Source organism: Pseudomonas laurylsulfativorans (assembly GCF_002906155.1).
Taxonomy (GTDB): Bacteria; Pseudomonadota; Gammaproteobacteria; order Pseudomonadales; family Pseudomonadaceae; genus Aquipseudomonas; species Aquipseudomonas laurylsulfativorans.
On the sequence record NZ_MUJK01000001.1, the window covers coordinates 784,623 to 807,644 of the forward strand.

The window sequence follows — 23,022 nt, forward strand, 5'->3', positions numbered from 1 at the left end:
ACCAACGGCATAATCCCGGAGTCCCTCTCGGGAACTTTAAAAACTGCGCTAACACGCTGGAAAAGCTACGGAAACGTCCTACGCTCATCTTGTCCAGTAGTGGGCTTGGTTCAACGGATTGATTAACCGCGTAGGCAGAGGGCCTCACTATGCAAGGGTCAGGGCGTTCGTTTTCAGGCATTCATCTGCGTCCACAACGCCAGGCGTTGGCGCTGGAGCCAAGAATTCTCTTTGACGGTGCGGCCGCTTCGGCTGCCGCCGATCAGCACCACAGCGACCCGAGCGCCACACCGGCAGCGGTCGATGCCCCTGCCACTCATGCGACCCCGACCGAAGGCCGTGCTACCACTGAACAGGCCCCCTCGGCGGCGCGCAGCCTGCTGGTGCTCGACAGTCGTATCGAAAACCGCGATCAACTGCTGGCCCAATTGCCGGGCAATGTCACCGCCATAGTGGTCAACCCCGGTGAAGACGGCCTGGCGGCGATTTCCGCCGCGCTGGCGCAACTGGGCAAGGTCGATTCGATCCAGGTCATGTCCCACGGCGGCGCCGGGCAATTCACCCTCGGCAACCGCACCATCACCTCGGACAACGTCGACCAACTTGGCCAGACCTTTGAACAATGGCGCAGCAACCTGACCGAGGGCGCGGATATCCAGCTCTATGGTTGCGACATCGGCGCGGGGACGGCCGGCAAGACCCTGGTCGCCGAATTGGCCCGCTGGACCGGCGCCGATGTAGCCGCCTCCAGCAATGACACTGGCAGCACCCGGGCCGGTGGTGACTGGACGCTGGAAACCAAAGTCGGCGACATCGACAAGAGCATTGCCATCAGCAGCGCCGCCATGGCCGGTTTCGACGGTTTGCTGGCCGATGCCGCACCGACTGCGACCCTGCCCAGTGCTGGCAGCGATGTTTTGTTGGGTGACAACTTCTCGTTCACCGTGAACTTCAGCAATCCGTCCACACAGGCAGGTTTTGCCCCCTTCATCAACCTGGCTCTGCCGACCACAGGCCGGGACGGCAATGATGGCGTGAACTTCATTTCCGCCAGTTACCTGGGCCAGAATCTGATCACCCACTCGGTGACATTCGACAGCAATGGCAACGCCACCCACCCACTGGCCAAGGACGCCAACGGCAATTTCCTGATCATCAACGCCTCGACCTACGGCATGCGTGCCGGTGACACGCTGGTGGTCATCGAACTGCCGTTTGCCAGCGTCACCAATGGGCAACCCGTCATCCCGGTACAGATCAACGCCAGCCTCAGCAACCTGGCCGACACCAGTTTTTCCAATGGCACCCCGGACCTGACCATCCGCACCAGCGGCGGTTTCCAGTTCGGTAACGACGCCCTGGACAACCCGACCAACGATCCCAGCCTGATTCAGGCCGGCACAGCCGCGTTTGTGGTGCATCCAACCGTTATCACCTTTGATGAAATTCTCAACACCCCCGAGGGTGAAACCGCGACCGGCCCGAACTATGGTCGGACATTGACCCTGTCCGTGACTCCAGCCCCAGGCCAGACGCTGTCCAACGTCGTGGTGACCCAGCCGTTGCCGGACAATGTACAAGTCACCGCCATTACCCCCGGCGTCGGCGGCCGCGTGACGTCCATCACCCTGCACGATGGCACAGTGGTCACCAACGCGGTACAAATCGCCGTGCTGATCGCCGCCGACGACGTGTTCATCGACTCATTCTCCGTGACCTATGCCAGCCTTACGGGCAAGACCGACACCGTGGTCGCGTTCTATGTACCGGAGGTCGACGCCAACGGCCTGCCGATCATCAACCCGGTAACCGGCGACGATGTGACCATCACCCTTGCCGCCCCGAGTGCTTCCGGCCAATGGGTACCGCTGGACCCCCGGGACGTTACCGCGCCTAACACGACTATCGAATTCAGCGGCACTGGCATCACTACGCAGTTCATCGCCAAATCGATCACGCTGCTCAAAACCGTCACGGTACAGACTGATGTCGGCCATACCGGTGTCACCCCCGGCGATACCTTGCAGTACAGCCTGAACCTGGCCGTTTCCGACTACTTCGCCTTTGGCAAAGACATCTTCAATGACGGTCAGTTGGTCATTCGCGACCAGCTCAGTGACGGCCAGACGCTGACCGGCACCCCAACCCTGACCGTCACCATCAACGGCGTCCAGCAGTCCATTACCCTGGTGACCACCGCCGTCAACAATGCCGATGGCAGCACATCGATGGCGTTTGACATTGCCCAGTCGTTGCGCAATTCGTTTGCCTTGCGTGGCTGGCTCAATGGCGACCTGGCGTTTGACCAGCAACTGCAAGGCGCGATGCTGGCGGTGCTGAGCTATTCGGCGATCGTCGGCCAGACCTACAAGCCACCTTCAGGCAACCCGCAGCCGGAGATCAATGAAGGCGACGAACTGGGTAACAGTGCCGTGGTCGATGGCACCCTGTTGCAAGACCCCCTGAACCTCACCGGCCAGAGCGAAACCGATAATTCCGCCACCACCAGTGTGATCCCGACCAGCGTCGTCGATATCAACCTCGTCGAGGTCAATAACGGCACTCCACCGGCCAGCGGTGAACTGCGCCCTGGCGATGAAGTGACGTTCCAGCTCAGTTACGACTTGGTCACCGGTGACTACGAACAGTTCAAGCTCACGGCGTATCTGCCTTTACCTTTGTTCAACGTCGGCGGCGTGACCTGGACCACCGGCAGCGATGTCGGCCAATGGCAAATTGCTCCCGGCAACACCAATGCCGGCGGCGTGGTCAGCGTCACCAGTGCCGACGGCAACTCGGTGGTCTTCGACTTCGGCAGCTTCACCACCGTCGACACCACCGGCAGCCGCATCGTCATCCGCTTTACCGTGCGCGTAGGCGACCAGCCCTTTGCCGACCAGCGCTCGCTGGACGTCTTGGCGCAATCAAGCCAGCAAACCACCCTCACCGACCGTACGCTGGTTTCCTCCGACGTCGCGGTGATTGTGTCCGTGGCCGAGCCGGTGCTGAATATCAAGCACGGCGTGGTTTCCGGCACTAACGGCACCGTCAGTAACACCACCGGCAGCTGGAATCCTCCGGGCAGCACTGGCGTGCCCTTCAATGGCAGCGTCACTAACCTCGCGGCCGTAGACGGCAACATCATCAATATCGACGGCGGCGATCGACTGCGCCTGGTCACAGCTATCGAAAACAGCGGCGGTGGTGGTGCCTTCGATGTCAGCACCAGCATCACCCTGCCGACCGGCCTGAGCTTCGTCGGTGGCAGCCTGGCGGCAGCGAACCTGCAGATCTACCGCGGTGACGGCACGCGGCTGGTGCTGGGCACCGACTACAGCGTGACGGGAAACCAGATCAACTTCCTCGACGCCGGCGGCCAGGCCACATTCCTCGCCGGGCGCAGCGGCACCGCCGCCGATACCAGCGGCGCCAATCTGGTGGTGATCAGCTACGACGTGGCGGTCAGCAATACCATCGAGGCCAGCCGTACCCTGCAATCCACCGCGACCCTGAGCAATTACGCCAGCGTCAACGGCGGCACCGACTTCACCCCCACCAACCTCACTGACCTCGCCAACCAGCAAATCGCCGCGCCGGTGATTCGCAAAGTGTATGCCGACGGCACGCTGGACAATGGCGACTCCAGTGCCAGCCACACTACCGGCAGCGATCTGGTGATCGGCGAAAGCATGCGCTACGACATCGTGATCACCCTGCCCGAAGGCAGCACGCAAAACCTGCGCATCGACGACCTGATCCCAGCGGGCATGCGCCTGGATACCACGTTCAACGGCGGCCTGGGTTACCAGATCATCACCACCCGCGCCGGCAGTGGCGCCCTGGGTGCGGACTTCGCCGGCAGCGTGCTGGTCAGTGGTTTTGGCGGACAAGGCGGCACAGTGGGCAGCGATGGCGTGGATGCGCGCTGGACCTTCAGCGTGTCCAGTGCGTCGGCCGACAACCAGGCCGCCAACAATACCTTCGTGATACGCCTGCAATTGGTGGCCAACAACGTCATCGGCAACCAGGCGAACGTTTCCCGGCAAAACAGCGCGCAATTGGTTTACAGCGACCCGGACACCAACACCGCCAACGGCAATGTGGCGGTGGATCGCACGGTCGCACTCGCCGGTGGCCAACCGACCGTGATCGTGCGTGAACCCACCCTGCTGGTTAACCAGGTACTGACTTCAACCACCGGCAACGGCGGCTACGACCAGGGCGACACCGTCAGCTTCACGATTACCATCAGCAACGGTAGCGCTGCCAGCGACTTCAACGCCTTCGACATCAGCTTTCTCGATACCCTGCCGACCCAGCTCAGCAACATTACGCTGGTGGGTGTGCTCTATCAGAACGGCGCCACCAACAATGGCGGCGTGGGTTTCGAGATTGTTGGCGGTCAGTTGCGCACAGCCAACGGCGCCAACATCGACATTGCCAAGGGCGGCAGCATCGTCTTGCAGGTGACCGGCGTGGTCAATGCCACGGCGGCGGCCCAGTCCAATTTCACCAACGTGGCAACGGTACAATGGACCAGTCTGGACGGCACGCAAGGGGGTGAGCGCACGGGGGTCGATGGCCTGATCAATGGCGGCACGCTCAACGACTACCGCAATGCTTCGACCTTGATCGTGCCCGTGGCACAGACCATTGAAATCTCCCGGGTTGGCGGTTTACCCGACACGGCGGCACCGTCCCCGACCACTGCCGCTGTGGAACAGGTGACCATCGGCGAGGTAATTCGCTACCGGGTGGTGGTACTGGTGCCCGAGGGCAACAACCCCAACTATCAGATTCAGATCACCCTGGCCAATGGCCTTCAGTTCATTTCACCCGACGCACTGGTCAATGCGTTGCGCATTGCGTTCATCTCCAATGGTGGGCTGACCAGCGATGCCAGCCTGATCGTCGGTGGCACGCTCAACGTAAACGGCAACGAGAACAGTCCCCAAGCCTTGCCGATCACCCCCGACCTGTCGGGGTTGTCGCCCACTGGCGTGTTCGACCCGAGCCGCCTGACCGTCGTGACCAATCCCGACGGCAGCCAGGTCGTGACCTTTAACCTCGGTAATGTGGTCAACAGCGCCAACGACGACGATCTGGAAGGCATCGCCATCGAGTTCAACGTGCGAGTCAGCAACACCTCCAGCAACATCAGCGGCGCGCAACTGGCCGTCTCGGCCCATGAAATCGTCAATGGCGCGGGCCGCGCCAACAGCGACACGGTTTTCGAACGAATCGTCGAACCGAGCTTCAACGGGCTGGACAAACAGATCGTCACGTTCAACCCCAACCCCAGCGGCACCACCGGCAGCGCGACGGTGCAACTGAGCTTCACCCAGAACGGCGGACTGCCAGCATTCGATACGCGAGTCAGCGACAGCTTTGCCGGTGGCAGCAACTACACCTTGCTCAGCGTCACCATCAACGGCACCCAGTTCGGTCCCGGCAACCTCCCTGCCGGCGTGAGCTTCAGCACCACCGGCGGTTTGAGTGTCAACTTCGACCAACTGGACGTGGGCGCACAGATTCAGGTGCGCTATCAGGTCACCTTGCCCAATGCCTCGATTGTCGCCAGCAGCAACGCCACACTGACCTGGAGCAGCCTGCCCGAAGATTTCACCCGTTGGGGTGGCAACTTTGTCGGCATCGACGGCACGGCGAATGGTGAGCGTACCGGCAGCACCGTCGGCCCTAACCAGTACATCCTGCGCGACAACGCCGGGCTCGGCGTCATCACCGGCACCCTGTGGAACGACACCGCTTCGCCAACCGCCAGCGCTACGCCGGACGGCGCCGGCCTGGCCGGACAGACCGTAACCCTGACCTGGGCGGGTGCCGACGGCTTGCTCAACACCAGCGCCGACAACCTGACATTCACCACCGTCACCGACGCCGACGGCCAATACCATTTTGGCGTGCTGCCGCTGGGCGTGTTCCGCATTGATGTGCCGGCCGGGCTGGTCAGCTACCCGCAGCCGCTGGGCGATTTGCGCGTGCGGGTCGACACCGATGCCGGAACGCTCGGGCAGATCACCATCACCCTGGGCGATGCCGCCACACAGGCGGCCAATGCCGGTTACGTCGAACAGAACGACGCACCGGTCAATACCCTGCCCGGCACCCAGAACGGCCAGGAGGACGTGCCGCTGAGCATCGGCGGTATCAGCGTCGCCGACTTCGACGCAAACCGCGACCCGAATGTCGCCGACCGCAACCTGAGCGTGACCCTGAGTGTACTCAACGGCACCCTGTCCCTCGGTGCAACCGTTCCCGGCGTTACGGTGACCGGGACCAATACGACCACCCTGACCCTCACCGGCACCCTCGGCAACCTCAATACGGCGCTGGCCAGCCTGCGCTACCTGGGCAATCTGAACTTCAATGGCACCGATACCCTGACCGTGGTCAGCAACGACCAGGGCAATTATGGCGATGCCAACGGTGATGGACTGCCCGGCGAAGCAGGCGATGCCCTGAGCGACACCGATACACTGCAAATCATCCTCACCCCGGTCAACGACCCACCGCTTGCGGTCGATGACAGCGCCATCGCCGTTGAAGCCGGCGGCACCAACAACACAGCTATCGGGGTCGACCCGCGGGGCAATCTGCTGGTCAACGATACCGATGTCGATATCGCCACCGATGCTGACCAGTTGCGCGTGCTGTCGGTCGGCCCGGGCGCCGGCATCCAGACGCCGGTCGTTGGTGTGGTGGTGATCAACGGCCAGTTCGGCCAGTTGCTGGTCGGCAGCAATGGCTCCTACGAATACGTCGTCGATAACAACAATGCCGCCGTACAGGCCCTGCGCTTGTCCGGCCAGACCCTGACCGATCGCTTCGACTACGTTGCCAGTGATCTGGCTGGTGCTACCTCTTTGGCCACCTTGACCGTGACCATCCAGGGCGCCAACGACACGCCAGTGGGTGTGAATGACAATGGCGTCGCCGTCGAAGCCGGAGGTGTGGCCAACGGCACCCCGGGCAGCGATGCGGTCGGCAATGTGCTGACCAATGACACCGATGTGGACAGCATCGCCAATGGCGAAACAAAGACCGTGACGGGCATCCGTCCGGTCCCGGAACTGGGTACCGCCGTTTTCGCACCGGTTACCGGTGCCACCAGCGTCGTCGGTCTGTACGGGACCCTGACCATCAACCCCGATGGCAGTTATCGCTACGTGGTCGATAACGACAACACCCGGGTCCAGCGCCTGAGCGCCGGTGAGCAATTGGTTGAATTCTTCAGCTACCGGGTCACCGATACCGGCGGGCTCGATGACGTGGCGCAATTGCGCATCGTGGTGCAAGGGGCCGATGACAACCCGGTCGCCAGCGATGACCAGGCCGAGGCACAAGCGGCCTCCTCCAACATCAATTCCAGCGAAAGCAACCCCAGTGGCAACGTTGTCCAGTTCCCGAGCCGCCCCGGGCTTGTCGATAACGGCATCGATCATGACGTCGATGCAGTCGACCAGCCCAGCAGCCAGTTGCTGGTCAACGGCGTGATCAATAAAAGCGAGGCCACCTACAACCCGGCCATCGATGTCCTGAGTGGCGTCGCCACCGGCACCACCTCGGCCGACGGCACGGTGGTGGCAGGCCTGTTCGGCACCTTGCGCATCGGCGCCGACGGCTCGTACTTCTACGATGTCGACAGTACCAACGCCAGCGTCCAGGCGCTCACGGCGGGACAGACCCTGACCGAATTCTTCACCTACCGGATCACCGATACCCACGGGCTGACCGACACTGCGCAACTGGTCATCACCGTGCACGGTGTCAATGATCCACCCGTGGCGCAAAACGTGATTGCCATTGCCACGGAACAGGGTGGCGTGGCCAACGGCACCCCAGGCCGCGATCCTTCTGGCGATGCCACGCTCAATGACTTCGACCCCGAAGGCGACCCGTTGACCGTGACCCTGATCAAGGCCGGTGCAGAGGGTGATGCAGGCACGCCAATCGCCGTCAATGCGGGCGGCACGGTGATCGTTGGCCGGTACGGAACGTTGACGATTTTCCCGGACGGCAGCTACAGCTACGCGCTCGACAATGACAATGTGGATGTTCAGGCGCTGCGCCGTGGCATCGATTTGTTGCTGGAGCGCTTCACCTACACCGAAAGCGACAACGTCGGCCCGACGCCGGAAACCGACTCGGCAGAAATCATCGTGTTGATCCGCGGCCAGAATGACAACCCGGTCGCCGCCGATGACACCGCCATCGCCATTGAATCCGGTGGTACGAACAACAATCAGCCCGGCCTGGACCCCATTGGCAATGTGCTGGACAACGATACCGACGTCGACGGTGGCGAGGTGCCCGCCGACCTGCCCGATCACGACTATGGCGAGACCCGTGCCGTGTCGTCGGTACGCACGGGCAACGAAGCCGCCACCGGCACGGCCGGCACCCTGGGCAGCGAGCTGCGCGGTACCTATGGCTGGCTGACGCTCAATGCAGATGGCAGCTACAGCTACCGGCTGGACAACAACATGGCCGAGGTCGAGGCGTTGCGGTTCGGCGAACGCCTGGTGGATGCCTTCAGCTACACAGTGATCGATGCCAGCGGCGCCGAAGATCGCGCGACCTTGAACATCGACATTCGCGGCCGCGATGACACACCGATTCCACGCAACGACATCAGCATTGCCTTCGAGGCTGGCGGTCTGAACAACGGCACCGCAGGGACCAATCCTTTCGGTAACGTACTGGTCAACGACACCGACGTCGATGGCAGTACCGAAAGGCTCAGCGTGACGGGTTTCAACGAAGGGACCTCCGTCGGCGTGCTCGGCAGTGGCCTGGTCGGCAAGTTCGGCACCCTGACGCTGAACGCCGACGGTACCTTCAGTTATCTGGTCGACAACAACAACCTGCGGGTCCAGGCCCTGCGCACGCCTTTTGACGTGCTGACGGAAACCTTCACCTATCAGGTCCGCGATCTCTTTGGTGCCAGCAACACCGCCACCCTGACCATCCTCATCCGCGGCGCCAACGACAACCCGCGGGCAGCGGACGACAGCACGGTGGCCGTCGAGGCCGGCGGCACAGCCAACGGCACGCCGGGGCTGAATCCCACCGGCAATGTGTTGGCCAATGACCGCGATGTCGACGCCAACGACAGCAAGACCGTCACCGATGTCCGGGGTGGCGACAAAACTGCCGGGGGCACGTTCACCACGGTTGGCACCACGCAAACACTCAACGGCCTTTATGGCACCCTGACCATCAACGCCGACGGCACCTACAGCTATGTGATCAACAACAACCTGGCTGCCGTTCAGGCGCTGAAAGTCGGCGATTCGCTGGTCGAAACTTTCACCTACCGGATGCGCGACACCGCCGGCACCACCGATGTCGCCCAACTGAGCATCCGCATCGACGGTGCCTGGGATGCCTCCGTGGCGGCCAACGATGTGGCCCTCGCCGTCGCCGATGACGGCAAAGGCAACAGCGTCAACCCGACCCGCAACGTGTTGCCCAACGACACCGATGTCGATCAGGGCGACAGCAAGCAAATCACCGGCATCCGCTTTGGCACTGAGGCGGCGGGCGGTGCCCTGGACGCCGTTGATCCCGGCACCGATAACACCAACGGCACCTTGATCAACGGACTCTACGGGCAATTGATCATCGGTGCCGACGGCAACTACACCTACGTCGTCGACTCCAGCAACCCCACTGTACTGGCGCTGGGACCGCTGCAATTTCTCAATGAGCGCTTCACCTATCAGGTCACCGACCTTGGCGGGCAAAGCGATCTGGCGGAAATTCACATCATCATCCGCGGGCGCAACTCGGCACCGGTGGCCAATGGCGATGCGTCCACGGCTGTCGAGGCCGGTGGTGTCAACAACAGCCAGAGCGGCATCGACCCCTCGGGCAATGTGCTGGGCAATGACACCGATGCCGAAGGCGACGCCCTCAACGTATCGGCGATTCGTACCGGCGGGCTGGCCGATACCGGCACCGGCGGCACCGTGGGCACCGTGCTGCGCGGTCTCTATGGTGATCTGCTGATCAATGCAGACGGCAGCTATTCCTATACCGTCGACAATAACCTCGCGGTGGTACAGGCCCTGCGTCAAAGCGGCCAAACCCTGACGGACGTCTTCAGCTACACCCTGTCCGACGTCTTCGGTACCAGCAGCCAGGCCGAATTGCGCATCACCGTCGATGGGCGCAATGACACCCCGACTGCCCAGAACGATACCGCTGTCGCCGTCGCCGATGACGGCAATGGCAACAGCGTCAACCCGACCCGCAACGTGTTGCCCAACGACACCGATGTCGATCAGGGCGACAGCAAGCAAATCACCGGTATCCGCTTTGGCACTGAGGCGGCGGGCGGTGCCCTGGACGCCGTTGATCCCGGCACCGATAACACCAACGGCACCTTGATCAACGGACTCTACGGGCAATTGATCATCGGTGCCGACGGCAATTACACCTACGTCGTCGACTCCAGCAACCCCACTGTACTGGCGCTGGGACCGCTGCAATTTCTCAATGAGCGCTTCACCTATCAAGTCACCGACCTTGGCGGGCAAAGCGATCTGGCGGAAATTCATATCATCATCCGCGGGCGCAACTCGGCACCGGTGGCCAATGGCGATGCGTCGACGGCAGTCGAGGCCGGTGGTCTCAACAACAGCCAGAGCGGCATCGACCCCTCGGGCAATGTACTGGGCAATGACACCGATGCCGAAGGCGACGCCATCAACGTATCGGCGATTCGTACCGGCGGGCTGGCCGATACCGGCACCGGCGGCACCGTGGGCACCGTGCTGCGCGGGCTCTATGGTGATCTGCTGATCAATGCCGACGGCAGCTACACCTACACCGTCGATAACAGCCTCGCGGTGGTACAGGCTCTGCGTCAGAGCGGCCAGACCCTGACGGACGTCTTCAGCTACACCCTGTCCGACGTCTTCGGTGCCAGCAGCCAGAGCGAATTGCGCATCACCGTCGACGGCCGCAATGACACCCCGATTGCCCAGGACGACAACTCTATCGCCGTCGAAGCCGGCGGCGTGGCCAATGGCACGCCAGGCAGCAATGGCACGGGCAACGTACTGGCCAACGACAACGATGTCGATGGCGTGGCCAATGGCGAAAGCAAACAGGTGCTGAGTGTCACCGGCGAAAACGGCCAGACCAGCAGCGCAGGGCAAGTGCTGACCGGACGCTACGGGCAACTGACCATCAACGCGGACGGCAGCTACACCTACCTGATCGACAACAACAACCCGGTGGTCCAGGCGCTGCGCACGGCGGGCGAAACCCTCAGCGAGACCTTCACCTACCGCATGACCGACACCGCCGGGGTCACTTCGGATGCACGCCTGACCGTGGTCATCCAGGGTGCCGACGACAACCCGGTGGCGCAAAACGACAGCGCCACCGCCAGCGACCAGACACCGGCGCCGCAAGCGACGGGCAATGTACTGCCCAATGACAGCGACGTGGATGGCAACGATCATCTGCAAGTAACCGGGGTACGCACCGGGGCCGAAAGCGGCACAGGCACGACGGGCGTCATCGGCCAGCCGATCCTCGGTCTCTACGGCACTCTGGTGCTCAACGCCGATGGCAGCTGGACCTACACCATCGACCAGAGCAATCCCCAAGTGCTGGCAGCCGCCGGCCTGGGCCTGGTGCTTCAGGATGTCTTTACCTACACCATCAATGATCTTGCCGGGGCCAGCGACCAGGCGGAACTGGTGATCACCCTGGACATTGCCACGCCGTTCATCCCGGCACCCCAAGGTAATTTCTTCGACCGTGACCTCAACCGGCAAGACGGCAGCCTGCTGATTCCCGACCCGTTACCGGCGATCTTCGTGACACCAGTGGTCGAGCGTAACGCCCGGTTGAATGAACTCTCGACTTGGAACGCCGATGGCAGCAACTTGCGCATAAGCTCCAGCGGCGAGTTCACCAGCGATTCGCTGGCCAGTGGGTTGGGGTTGGTGCCCGGACAATTCGTCGCCGAAGCCGTACGAGACAGCCGAATTGAAAGTGAACTGGAAATGGCCTGGATTCTTGGCCGACATGGCCGTGTCGGCCTGAGTGCCGACGGGTTGTTGAGCGACCCGTCGCTGTTCGCCGTCGATGCCGCCGAATTGACCCACGGACCGGCACAGGTGGAAAAGCCGGAAAAAGCCCAGGAGCCACGCACGGCGAAGGGTTTCAGCGCACAGGTACGCCATGCCGCTCAACGCCTGCACCCGACCCATCGGGGCAACTGAAATGACCAGCCAGAATAAATTCAAAGAGCACAAAGGATTGAACATGCCGAAACATACGACGAGGTTCATCAGCTCCGCCCTCGCTTCTGCACTGCTGCTCAGTGCCTGTTCGTCACTGGAGCCCAAGCCCTCCACCGACGAAGAGAACCGGCAGCGCATCCTCGCCGATCAGTCGCGCATGTATTCCGGCCAGGAGCCGGTCACCGCGCCCATCACTTTTTATGAAGCGGCCGCCAGGGCGTTGAAGTACAACCTCGACTACCGCCTCAAGCTCATGGAAAGCGCCCTGGCGTCGGACCTGCGCGATGTTTCCAGCCATGAAATGTTGCCAAAACTGGTGGCATCGGCTGGTTATGCCGGGCGAAACAACGATTCCGGCGGTACCTCCATCGGTATCGAAGACCGCCAGGTCAGCTTGCGGGCGTCGACCTCCGAAGAGCGCTATCGCGAACTCTATGGCCTGGGCCTGAGCTGGAGCCTGCTGGATTTCGGCGTGGCTTATTATCGCACCCAGCAAAAAGCCGATCAGATCCTCATGGCCGAGGAGCGTCGACGCAAAGTCGCGCAGAACGTCCTGCAGGATGTGCGCAACGCCTACTGGCGCGCCCTGGGCGCGCAACGCCTGATGCCCGAGGTGGACAAGCTGCTGATGCGCACCCACACCGCGCTGACCTCGGCCCGGGAAGCCGAAACACGTGGCCTGTTACCGCGCCAGGAAATCCTCGCCTACCAACGCGCCCTGCTCGACTCCATCTACCTGCTGACGGTGCGCCGCCAGGATCTGGAGTTTGCCCAGGCCGAACTCGCTGCGCTGATGTCGTTGCCGCCAGGCTCGAAAATGATCCTGGCCGACATGCCGGATCCACCGCTGCCAGAGGTGCATCAAAGCATGGCGCAGTTGGAGCAACTGTCCCTGGAACACCGCCCGGAAATCATGGAGGAGTGGTATCGCAAGCGCGTCAACCAGAAAGACCTGGACATCGCCAAGGCTCAGTTGTGGCCGAACGTCTCCGCGGATTTCGGCTACCGGTACGACTCCAACAAGTTCCTCTACAACAACGACTGGAACGCCACCGGGCTGCAAGTCTCGATGAACCTGCTGCGCTTGCTGCAATTGCCGTCGCTCAATGCCGCGCAAAAATCCCAGAGCGAAACCGACGACTCCCGCCGGGTGGCGCTGTCCATGGCAATCCTGACCCAGGTGCGGGTCGGTACCCTGCGTTATCAACTGGCGCGCCAGGAAGTGGAATTCACCGAAGACAGCCTGCGGGTCGATCGCAGCCTGCTCGACTACGCCCAGGCTGCGAAAACCGGCGCCTTGGGCTCCGAGCTTGAAGTGATCCGCTCCGAAGGCCGCTATCTGCTCTCGCGCTACCAGCGTGAAGCGGCGTTCTCCAGTGCCCAGGCGGCGTGGGGGCGCTTGTACAACTCCGTGGGGCTGGACGTCCTGCCAGACGAAATCTCCAAGCACGACATCAAGACCCTCGCCCGGGAAATCCAGCGCACATTGAATGAACAGGAGCAGCAACGCCTGCTCATCAGCCAGCAAGGAACGCCGAATGCGCAAAACCGCCCTTGAGTCCCGTGCAGGGGCCCTGCTGTTGGCCTGTCTGATCCTGCCTGTCAATGCCGACGACGCAGCGCCGGCCCCCAATCTCGATAGCGCCAGCGCCATTCGCGTGCTGCTGGCTGCCGAACTGGAAACCACCCTGTCGAGCCAGATGAGTGGCACCCTGGGCGAGATGAAAACCGGGTTCGGCGAGCATGTTGGCAAAGCCGAGGTACTCGCCCGCTTCAACTGCAACGAAGCCGAGGCCCGCAGCAAAGTCGCCGCCGCCGAACTGGCCATGGCCAAGCAGAACCTGGAGGCGAAAAAACAGCTGCGTCAACTCAACGCGGTCGGCGACATCGAAGTGTCCATGGCCAACACCGAAGTGCAGAAAGCCGACGGTGCGCGCGCCATGGGTGTGGCCCAGAGCGGCTACTGCCAGGTGCTGGCGCCGTTTTCCGGGCGTATCGCCAAGGTCTACGTCAAACCGTTCCAGACCGTCACGGCCGGTACGCCTCTGTTCGATCTAGTCAGCGACGGCGCCTTGAAAGTCCGGCTCAATGTGCCCTCAAACCTGCTCAAAACCCTCAAGCCCGGGCTGGCGCTGCAAGTCAGTATTCATGAAACCGGCAAGACCTACGCAGCCCATGTCAGCGCCATCAACTCGCGGGTCGATGCGGTGGCCCAGACGGTTGAGCTCGAAGCCCGGCTCGACCAGAAATACCCCGACCTGATGGCCGGCATGAGCGGCACGGCGCAGTTCAACCAGGACACTGCCCTGCAAAACAGTCCCCAGCCATGACAATGAACGAGCCCCTGCCCCACCCTCACCTGCTGCTGGAACTTGACGCCCTGCGGGACAAAGCGATGGCCGCCGACTCGCTGAACGCCCTGGCATTCAGCATGGCCAACGATCTGTATCCGCTGCTGCCGTTTCATCAGGCACTGGTCTTTGCCCAACGGGAATCGTCGCTGGAACTGCTGAACGTTTCCGGGCTGTCACGCCCCAGCGAAGATTCGCCGTACCTCGTCTGGCTGCGCCGGGCCAGTCGCTGGGTCGCCACTCAAGTGCCCGACATCGAACCCGTGTGGCTGACACTGGATACCAGCGCCCCGCCGCCGGACATCGCCGAAGGCTGGCGCGAATGGTGGCCGTCGGGCCTCTGGTGCATTGCGGTTCAAGACCGTGACGGGTATCGCCTGGGACTGTTGACGTTGTTGCTGGAGCAAGAGCCACCGGCAGTGCTATGGCAGCACCTCAAAGGCCTGGTCAATACCTGGGGCTACTGCTGGGCCGCGCTGACCCGGCATCGGCGCTTGAGTCGCTGGCGGCCTAACCGCAAGCAACTGCTGATGGGGCTGATCGTGCTCGGTGCCCTGTTGTTGCTGCCGGTGCGGCAAACTGCACTGGCCCCGACGGAAATCGTCTCGCGCCAGGCGCAAATCATCAGCTCCCCCATCGACGGCGTGATCGAGCAGATCCAGGTGCGCCCCAACCAACCGGTGGAAAACGGTACGCCGCTGTTCTCCCTCGACGAAACCACCCTGCGCAGCCGCGCCGAAGTACTGGGCAAGGAAGTGGCGGTGGCCGATGCCGAGTTGCAGGCGGCCAGCCAGCGGGCGTTCGATAACCCGCAAAGCAAAAGCGAGCTGACCCTGCTCCAGGGCCGCGCTCAGCAACGCCGGGCCGAACTGGCGGCGGTGCAAGCCCAACTCAAGCGCACCAAGGTCCTTTCACCGCGCGGCGGCGTGGCGGTATTCAGTGACCCTAACGACTGGCTGGGCAAACCGGTGGTCACCGGCGAACGGATCATGCAAGTGGCCGACCCGAGCCAACCGGCCATGCAGATCCAGCTGGCGGTGGCCGATGCCATTGCCCTGGAGCCTGGCGCTGAAGTCACGTTGTTTCTCACGGCGTACCCGCTGACCCCGCTCAAGGGCAAAATCCTCGAAACCAGTTACCAGGCCCGCCCCAGCGATGAAGGTGTGGTCGCCTATCGCCTGCTGGCCAGCATCGACGGCGCGCCGGAACATGCGCGCCTGGGCCTGCACGGCACCGCCAAACTCTACGGTGGCCGGGTGATGCTGGGTTACTACTTGCTGCGCCGGCCTCTGGCGACGCTGCGGGCGTGGAGCGGCTGGTGATGCTTGACCCTGCTGACTTGCCCCTGCCGCCATTGCGCGAAGACCTGCGCCTGAGCGAAGCCGCCAACGGCAGCAACGGCGAACCGGCCTGGGTGATCCAGGACACGGTGATCAACCGCTTTTACCGCATCGGCTGGCTGGAGTTCGAATGCCTGCTGCGCTGGGGCCAGTCGCCCCGGCAGATCAGCGAACAGATTGCTGAAGGCACCGCGCTCAAACCGGATGTCGAGCAGATCCTCGATTTCCGCCAGTTCCTCGAACAGCACCAGTTGCTACGCGCTGGCCCCGCCGCGCTCGAACGGCTCAAAGCCAAGGACGAGGCAGGCACCTGGCTGAGTTGGCGCTGGTGGTTGCACCACTACCTGTTCTTTCGCATTCCGCTGCTGCGTCCGCAACAACCGCTACAACACCTCGCCCGTGCACTGGGCTGGCTGTTTCACCCGCTCACCGGCCTGCTGGTATTTGCCCTGAGCCTGTGGGGGGTAATTCTGGTCCTGCAACAGTGGGACGTCTTTACCCACGCCGTGGTCGAGTCGTTTTCCACCGAGGGCCTGTTCAGTTTCGCCCTGGCGCTGATCGTCGCCAAAACCCTGCATGAATTGGGGCATGCACTGGTGGCCACGCGCCTGGGTTTGCGGGTCGGCCACATGGGCATCGCCTTCGTGGTGTTATGGCCGATGCTCTATACCGACACGGGCGAGAGCTGGAAACTCATCCGCTCGCGGCAGCGCCTGGCAATTGCCTCTGCCGGTATCGTCACCGAGTTGTCCCTGGCCGGGTTGTCGACCCTGGGCTGGGCGCTGTGTGATCCGGGGCCGCTGCGCAATGCCCTGCTGTACCTGGCGACCACCAGCTGGCTGCTGTCACTGGCGCTCAATGCCAGCCCGTTCATGCGTTTTGACGGCTACTTCATCCTCTCCGACCTGCTGGACTTTCCCAACCTGCACGAGCGCGCCTCGGCCCTGGCGCGGGTCACCCTGCGGCGCAATCTGCTGGGCCTGCAGGAAGACTGGCCGGAATCGTTCCCAACCGGGCAACGCCGACTGCTGGTGACGTTCGCGATCGTCACCTGGCTGTATCGGCTGGTGCTGTTTCTGGGGATCGCCCTGGCGGTCTACCTGTTCTTCTTCAAATTGCTGGGGATCATCCTGTTCATGGTCGAATTGTCCTGGTTCATCGCCATGCCGGTGCTGCGCGAATTAAATCACTGGTGGCAGCAACGCGCAGCCATCCCAAGTCGCCGCAAGTTGATGTTCTACGGCGTACTGGCACTGATTGTCGCCGGGCTGGCGGCGCCTTGGCACAGCCAGATCGATGCGGTCGGCGTGGCCCGTGCCGAACATCAGTTGCGTGTCTACGCGCCCTACCCGGCGCGTCTGCAATCGATTCATGCCGATGGCCCGGTCAATGCCGGCGAAACCCTGATCGTGCTCGACGAGCCAGACATTGCCTCGCGCCTGCAAAGCAGCGAAGCCAACGCCCGCAGCTATGAGGCGCGTCTGTCAGGGTTGTTGGCCGACCCCGGCGGATTGCAGGAAGACGCCGTCACCCGCCAACGCCTGAACGTGCAATTCGAAGAAGCCCGGGCCGCGCGCTCGGAAATCGCCCGGCTGAACCTGCAAACGCCATTCGCCGGACTCTGGCTGGACGTCAATCCGGACTGGAAAGCCGGCCAGTGGGTCGGTCGCCAGGAGTCCCTCGGCATGCTGATCGACCCGAGCAGCTGGCAAGTGGACGCCTATGTCGCCCAGGATCAGGTGCACCGCATGGCAACCGGTGACCGCGTGCGTTTTTACCCCGACGGCCAGACCACCCCGCTCAATGGCCGCGTACTGGTGATCGGCAGCACCCGCGCCAGTCAACTGTCGCACCGCATGTTGTCCTCACGCTTCGGTGGCCCGGTGCCGACGACCTCGGCGGAACACGCACTGATCCCGAGCGCGGCATTGTTCCAGGTGCTTATTCAACTCGACGAACCCTTGCCGAGCCTGCGGGAGACCCGGGGTCATCTGAAAATCGAAGGCGAACGGCGCAGCTTGCTGGCTGACGGTGCGACGCACTTGATGGCGGTGTTGATGAGGGAAAGTGGTTTCTGAGACGCCACTTTAACCTGCCACCACAAACACTATGATCGGCCCACATACCGCCAGCAACACGTTGGAAATCGCATAACACACGGTAAAGCCGATCACCGGGGTGTTGCTGCCGGACTGTTCGATGATCTTGTTCATCGACGCCGCTTCGGTCTGTGCACCGGCCAGTGCGCCGAACAGGATCATCGGGTGCAGGCGCAGCACGTAGCGGCCGAAGTACAGTGCCACCAGCGGTGGCACGATGGTGACCACGGCGCCAGACAGCAGCAACGCCAGGCCTTGTTCCTTCATCGCGGCAAAGGCTGCGGGGCCGGCGAGCAGGCCGACCACCGCGCCGAACGCGGTCAGACCGAACTCGGAAAACGCCCACTGCGCGGCGGGAGGCAACGCGCCGATTTCCGGGTGGCGCGAGTTGTACCAGCCAATCACCAGCGCCGCGACCAGCACCCCGCCGCCAATGCCCAGCTCCACGGGAATCATCCCGATGTGGGTCGACAACAGCCCCAGCAATGAACCCAGCACCATGCCCAGGGTGTGCATGGCGATGTCGCTCTTGTAGTTGTTCTCGCGAATCCGCCCCAACCGCTTGGCCACCGCTTCGACGCTGGCGGTGCGGCCGGTCAGGGTAATCACGTCGCCCCGACGCAGTACGGTGTTGGGCAACAACGGCAACTCGTAGCCCTGGCGGGTGATGGTATTGATGAAGCAGCCCAGGCGCCTGGCGCTTTCCAGGCGGTTTTTCGCCTGATGGATTGTCTTGCCGGCGAACTCCGGCGAGGTCACGACGATGTCCACTTCACGGGTGGGGAAAGACAAGGATTCGGCATGGTCGATTTCCGGCCCGATCCACTGGGTGAGGGTGCCCACCGATTCGCGCAGGGCGTAGACCCCGACGATATCCCCGGCCATCAGCGTGAAAGCCTCGTCACGCTCGATGATTTTGCCTGCCCGTACCACGCGCTCGATGGTCAGCGATTCGTGCTGATTCTCCACATCGGCGATGCGCTGCCCAATCGCCGAACCATTGTCAGCCACCTGATGGGCTCGCACGACAATGCGGGTGTACGGCACGGTGATCGCGTCTTCTTCCTTGGCGATCCCCAGCTCCAGTTCCAGCTCCCGGGCCGATGCCTTGAGATCCACGCCCAGCAGTTTCGGGGCGATGCTGCCGACGAAGACGATCAGGCCGATGGTGCCGAACAGGTACGTGATCGCGTAGGCAATCGCCATATGGCTGTTGAGTTGCGCCCTGGCCGCGGTATCGATCGACAGTTGATTGATGGCGCTGGTCGCTGTGCCCATGATCGCCGTGTCGGTCAGTGCACCGGCCCCGAGCCCGGCGGTGAAACCGGCGTCGAAATCGAAGACTGCGTTCATCAGCAGGATCGCCGCCAGCGCCGTGCCGCACAGCACCACGCTCAACACCACCAGTTTCAGCGTGCCGCGATTGAGGCTGCCGAAAAACTCCGGCCCGCTCTTGAAGCCGACCGCGTAGATGAACATCACGAAAAATACCGACTTCAATCCGGTGGGCACTTCGAGCCCTATCTGGCCAATCAGCAGGCCCATCAACAGCGCACCGGCCACCGAACCGAGGTGGAAACTGCCAATGTGGATACGGCCGATGAAGACGCCCAGGGCAATGGCCAGGAACACCGCGATTTCCGGGTCAGTCCGCAGGGCGTGGAGAATGAACTCAAGCATGGTGTGGGCTCCCTGGCAGGCGAAATCAAAGTTCCTTGGGTTCTTGCGCGGGTGCCGTGTACCACTTGTCCCTGGGCACCCATTTCTCGTGTTGCGGATCGCCCAGATAGTGCGGCGACATGATCTGCACGCCGTACTCGTTGAACACATCCTGGATATTGGCGTGCAACATGCTCAGCAGCACGGCGCGGGGCCTTGGCTGGCTGGGGATGGCCTGGGCCACCAGCCGGTACTCGGGGTAGAAGTCCGACAATGCCGTTTGAAACACCTGCGGCGGTGGTGTTTCGAGGATACCGGGTGTGCGTTTGGCAGCCTCCAGCAACATGCCTTCGACCTGCCGCCACGGCGTGTCATAGCCAATGGTTACCACGGTATCGACCACATACCCGGGGCCTTGTACAACCCGCGAATAGTTCTTGGTGACCGTGCCGGTGATCATCGAGTTGGGCAAGGTCAGCACTTCGCCCAGACCGGTGCGAATGCTCGTGGTGAACATGCCCAGTTCAGTGACCGTCCCTTCGTGTTCGCCAATGCGTACGAATTCACCGGGACGCAGGGTTCGGGTGTACGTCAGGATCAAACCGGCCGCCGCCTGGCCGACTACGCTGGAAGCGCCCAGCGAGATCATCAGGCCGACCAGCACCGACAAGCCTTTGAACGCATCGGTACCGGCACCCGGCAGGTAGGGATAAGCCATGGCCAGGGCAAACAGCCAGATCGCCAGCGAAGTCAGGCGCTGGGTTGGCTGCAGGGTTTCGTGGTTCAACCAGTTGAAGGTACCGGGCGTGGCCATGCGCCGAAGAATCCGGCGAGAGAACGCAGTCGCACCCCGCGCAATGAAGAAGATCGCCAACGCCACGCCAAGCCCGGGGATGGCCCCGAGAATCCCCTGCAATAGATAGTCGGCGACTTCCAGCAGATAGTTGTTGAGGCTCTCGCCCCAAGGCCGGGTATAGGGAAAGCGCGACAGGACAAACCCCAGCCACTCGTAAGTGAGCAACAACACGATGGCCCAGCGCAGCACTTCCAGCACGCGGCTGACCAATGGATAGAGGAAGTTGGCGTCGATCAACGGAACGTGCCCGACCTTCAGGGCCTGGGTGTGCCGATGCATCAGGTCGGGCAGTTTTTTCAGCAACTTGCGGCGCAAAAAAACCATGACCAGGAGCAAGCCTAAATAGATACCCGTGGCCAGCAGCGCAGCGCCTACGGAACGCAGGATCAATTGCAGGCTACGGGCTTCCTGGGTTTCGGCCACAACCTGGCGCAGCCTGCCCGCCGCGGCTTCGGCGGCCTGCTGTACGGAGTCGTATTCGGTTTCGTCGAAGTCCTTGGGCGAAACGATAAAGGCGCGCCGGCTACCCAGCAGCACCATGTAGCTTTTCATGATCGGGTCGAGGGTGACATTGAGGTCGTCCGCTTCATCCAGCGCCTCGCCGATCACCGCTTTCGCCCGTTTGACCCGCGAGGCCGGAGCTTCACCGAGGATGGTCGCGCGAAACACCATGACGCCGCGGTTGGCCACTTTCAATTCAGCAGGGGCATCGACCACTTTCGGCGCGTCCTCGGCCCACAGTTGCACCGACCAAAACATCCCGAAAGCACTAAACATTACCGCGAGCAGCCTGCTCCGCATGTGTCGGATCCTTACTTCACAAAATTCAGATCTAGGGTACGTATCGCAGCGTAGTTCACCGATGAACGGTTGTCAGATTTGAGCTACAGGCCGTTTCCTTCTGTCTGTTTTCTTGAAACAGCGAGTTCAAGGATCAGAAGCTGAGCGCTTGACCGGATTCTCGAAACACTGAAGATCCCTGTGGGAGCGAGCTTGCTCGCGAAGACGGTGTGTCAGACACCGGGATGTTGAATGTGCCGCCGCCATCGCGAGCAGGCTCGCTCCCACAGTGTGTTCCGTACCTGACTCAAGGATTGACCTGATACCCCTTGCCCTGCAAACAGCTGGTGTAAGCCGTCGCGGTGTTTGCCTCTGTGGTTTTCGCATCCGCCCGGCGTTCCTGGCGTTGACGTGAACCACCGACCACCATCCCGGCCGCTGCCGTCGATTTGGCCCGGTCCTGGCGATAATCCTGTTTCCTGTCATCGTCGACACGATCATAGACTTCGTCGTGCTGATTGCCGCGCACCTGGGCAGCCGTTGCGCCGGCGGCGGCCCCGACAGCTGCGCCCTTGATTCTCCCGCCGGAAGGCGTGGAAGACGTCGAGGCGCTTTGGCTGGCGGCGATGCTGTTGCATTCGTTGATGTCGACCTGGGTTTGTTGCGAACTTTGCCCTTTCATCGGCACCACCGTTTGCGCCCATCCCGGGGCGCTCAAAACCGACAATGCGATGCACAGGCTGACCGGTGAAAACCTTTTCATAATGACCTCCGACAGGTTTGCCACAACAGGCAAGCCTTTGGGTCGACTGGCGGGCGGCTGGGCGACGCCATGCGTCGCTTGCCGATCAGGGTGGAGCAACTGAAAAGTGTAGTTCAACGGCCCAAGCGGCGCTGTGGGAGCGGGCTTGCTCGCTCCCACAGGGGGGGGTGGTGTTAATCAGCCATTGGTGGTCAGCGGATAGAGTTTGTCATCGAACTGCGCCAGCTTCGGAAATACCAAGGGTTGGTCGTCGCTCAAGTGCTGCAAACGCTGGCTGTAATCAACCAGAAACTGCTGGCGCGCCTCTTCACTGATGTACGGCACATGCCAGGCCACGAAGGGTTCCAGCACATCAAACCCGACATAGGCCAACGTGCCACGCAGGATCGGCCGCAGCATGTCCTCCAATGGCCCATGAATCGCGCCTTCGCCAAACATGTGTTCACGGCCACCCAGGGTCACGGTCACCAGCGCCTTTTTGCCGGCCAGACCACCCTGATCGTAGAAACGCTTGCCGCCGTAGCAGATGCCGGACACCAGCACCCGGTCGATCCAGCCCTTGAGCATGGCCGGGGCGGAGAACCAGAAGATCGGGAAGTTGAGGATCAGCAGGTCGGCCCACAGCAGCTTGTCCAGCTCAGCCTGGATGTCCGCCGCCAGCGACTGGCTCTTCACGCCCAGGCGTTGTTCCAGGGCATAGACCAGGTACTCGGGGTTTTCCCGATTCGAGAAGTCCGCGTCGCTGGCCACCGGGTTCCAGTTCATTTTGTACAGGTCGCTGACCTGCACTTCGTGGCCCTGGGCTTCGAGTGTGGCAACGGCCTGGTCCCGCAGGGCGGCGGTGAAGGATTTCGGCTCCGGGTGTGCGTGGACGATCAGTACTTTCATGG

9 protein-coding genes are annotated in these 23,022 nt (G+C 62.3%); 5 read left to right on the top strand and 4 right to left on the bottom strand.

Annotation, left to right across the window (positions count from 1 at the left end):
• Positions 1 to 149: 149 nt before the first annotated feature.
• Genes B0D71_RS03595 through B0D71_RS03615 form a run of 5 tightly spaced genes read left to right on the top strand, consistent with a single transcriptional unit; the run spans position 150 to position 18,053 of the window.
• Positions 150 to 12,263 carry a VCBS domain-containing protein gene (locus B0D71_RS03595; RefSeq protein ID WP_103393501.1) on the top strand — a complete coding sequence of 4,038 codons (12,114 nt, stop codon included), beginning with the start codon at positions 150 to 152 and terminating at the stop codon, positions 12,261 to 12,263.
• A 43-nt stretch (positions 12,264 to 12,306) separates the two neighbouring features.
• Entirely contained in the window at positions 12,307 to 13,842 is a 1,536-nt protein-coding gene (locus B0D71_RS03600; RefSeq protein WP_103394017.1) for a TolC family protein, read from the top strand.
• Positions 13,823 to 14,614, top strand: coding sequence for an efflux RND transporter periplasmic adaptor subunit (locus tag B0D71_RS03605; RefSeq protein WP_103393502.1), 792 nt, complete (start codon positions 13,823 to 13,825; stop codon positions 14,612 to 14,614). Before B0D71_RS03600 ends, B0D71_RS03605 begins: the two co-directional genes overlap by 20 nt.
• Complete coding sequence (locus B0D71_RS03610) at positions 14,611 to 15,957, top strand: efflux RND transporter periplasmic adaptor subunit (RefSeq protein WP_205885962.1); 1,347 nt, start codon at positions 14,611 to 14,613, stop codon at positions 15,955 to 15,957. Before B0D71_RS03605 ends, B0D71_RS03610 begins: the two co-directional genes overlap by 4 nt.
• Complete coding sequence (locus B0D71_RS03615) at positions 15,957 to 18,053, top strand: site-2 protease family protein (protein WP_103393504.1); 2,097 nt, start codon at positions 15,957 to 15,959, stop codon at positions 18,051 to 18,053. Before B0D71_RS03610 ends, B0D71_RS03615 begins: the two co-directional genes overlap by 1 nt.
• 9 nt (positions 18,054 to 18,062) lie before the next feature.
• Here the strand turns inward: B0D71_RS03615 and aspT are convergent, their stop codons facing one another.
• The 4 genes from aspT to B0D71_RS03635 form a co-directional block, all read right to left on the bottom strand.
• Positions 18,063 to 19,754 carry an aspartate-alanine antiporter gene (gene aspT / locus B0D71_RS03620; RefSeq protein WP_103393505.1) on the bottom strand — a complete coding sequence of 564 codons (1,692 nt, stop codon included), beginning with the start codon at positions 19,752 to 19,754 and terminating at the stop codon, positions 18,063 to 18,065.
• Positions 19,755 to 19,779: 25 nt separating this feature from the next.
• Positions 19,780 to 21,390, bottom strand: coding sequence for a mechanosensitive ion channel family protein (locus tag B0D71_RS03625; RefSeq protein ID WP_103393506.1), 1,611 nt, complete (start codon positions 21,388 to 21,390; stop codon positions 19,780 to 19,782).
• 286 nt (positions 21,391 to 21,676) lie between these two features.
• Positions 21,677 to 22,132, bottom strand: a complete 456-nt coding sequence (locus B0D71_RS03630) for a YMGG-like glycine zipper-containing protein (protein ID WP_103393507.1) — start codon at positions 22,130 to 22,132, stop codon at positions 21,677 to 21,679.
• Between the two features lie 177 nt (positions 22,133 to 22,309).
• Complete coding sequence (locus tag B0D71_RS03635; protein ID WP_103393508.1) at positions 22,310 to 23,020, bottom strand: NAD(P)H-dependent oxidoreductase; 711 nt, start codon at positions 23,018 to 23,020, stop codon at positions 22,310 to 22,312.
• Positions 23,021 to 23,022: the final 2 nt, after the last annotated feature.

Excerpts from the sequence above, each read along its gene's own strand:
- aspT (WP_103393505.1), bottom strand. The coding sequence starts at position 19,754 with ATGCTTGAGTTCATTCTCCACGCCCTGCGGACTGACCCGGAAATCGCG.
- B0D71_RS03630 (WP_103393507.1), bottom strand. The coding sequence starts at position 22,132 with ATGAAAAGGTTTTCACCGGTCAGCCTGTGCATCGCATTGTCGGTTTTG.
- B0D71_RS03595 (WP_103393501.1), top strand. The coding sequence starts at position 150 with ATGCAAGGGTCAGGGCGTTCGTTTTCAGGCATTCATCTGCGTCCACAA.
- B0D71_RS03625 (WP_103393506.1), bottom strand. The coding sequence starts at position 21,390 with ATGCGGAGCAGGCTGCTCGCGGTAATGTTTAGTGCTTTCGGGATGTTT.
- B0D71_RS03600 (WP_103394017.1), top strand. The coding sequence starts at position 12,307 with ATGCCGAAACATACGACGAGGTTCATCAGCTCCGCCCTCGCTTCTGCA.
- B0D71_RS03610 (WP_205885962.1), top strand. The coding sequence starts at position 14,611 with ATGACAATGAACGAGCCCCTGCCCCACCCTCACCTGCTGCTGGAACTT.
- B0D71_RS03615 (WP_103393504.1), top strand. The coding sequence starts at position 15,957 with ATGCTTGACCCTGCTGACTTGCCCCTGCCGCCATTGCGCGAAGACCTG.
- B0D71_RS03605 (WP_103393502.1), top strand. The coding sequence starts at position 13,823 with ATGCGCAAAACCGCCCTTGAGTCCCGTGCAGGGGCCCTGCTGTTGGCC.
- B0D71_RS03635 (WP_103393508.1), bottom strand. The coding sequence starts at position 23,020 with ATGAAAGTACTGATCGTCCACGCACACCCGGAGCCGAAATCCTTCACC.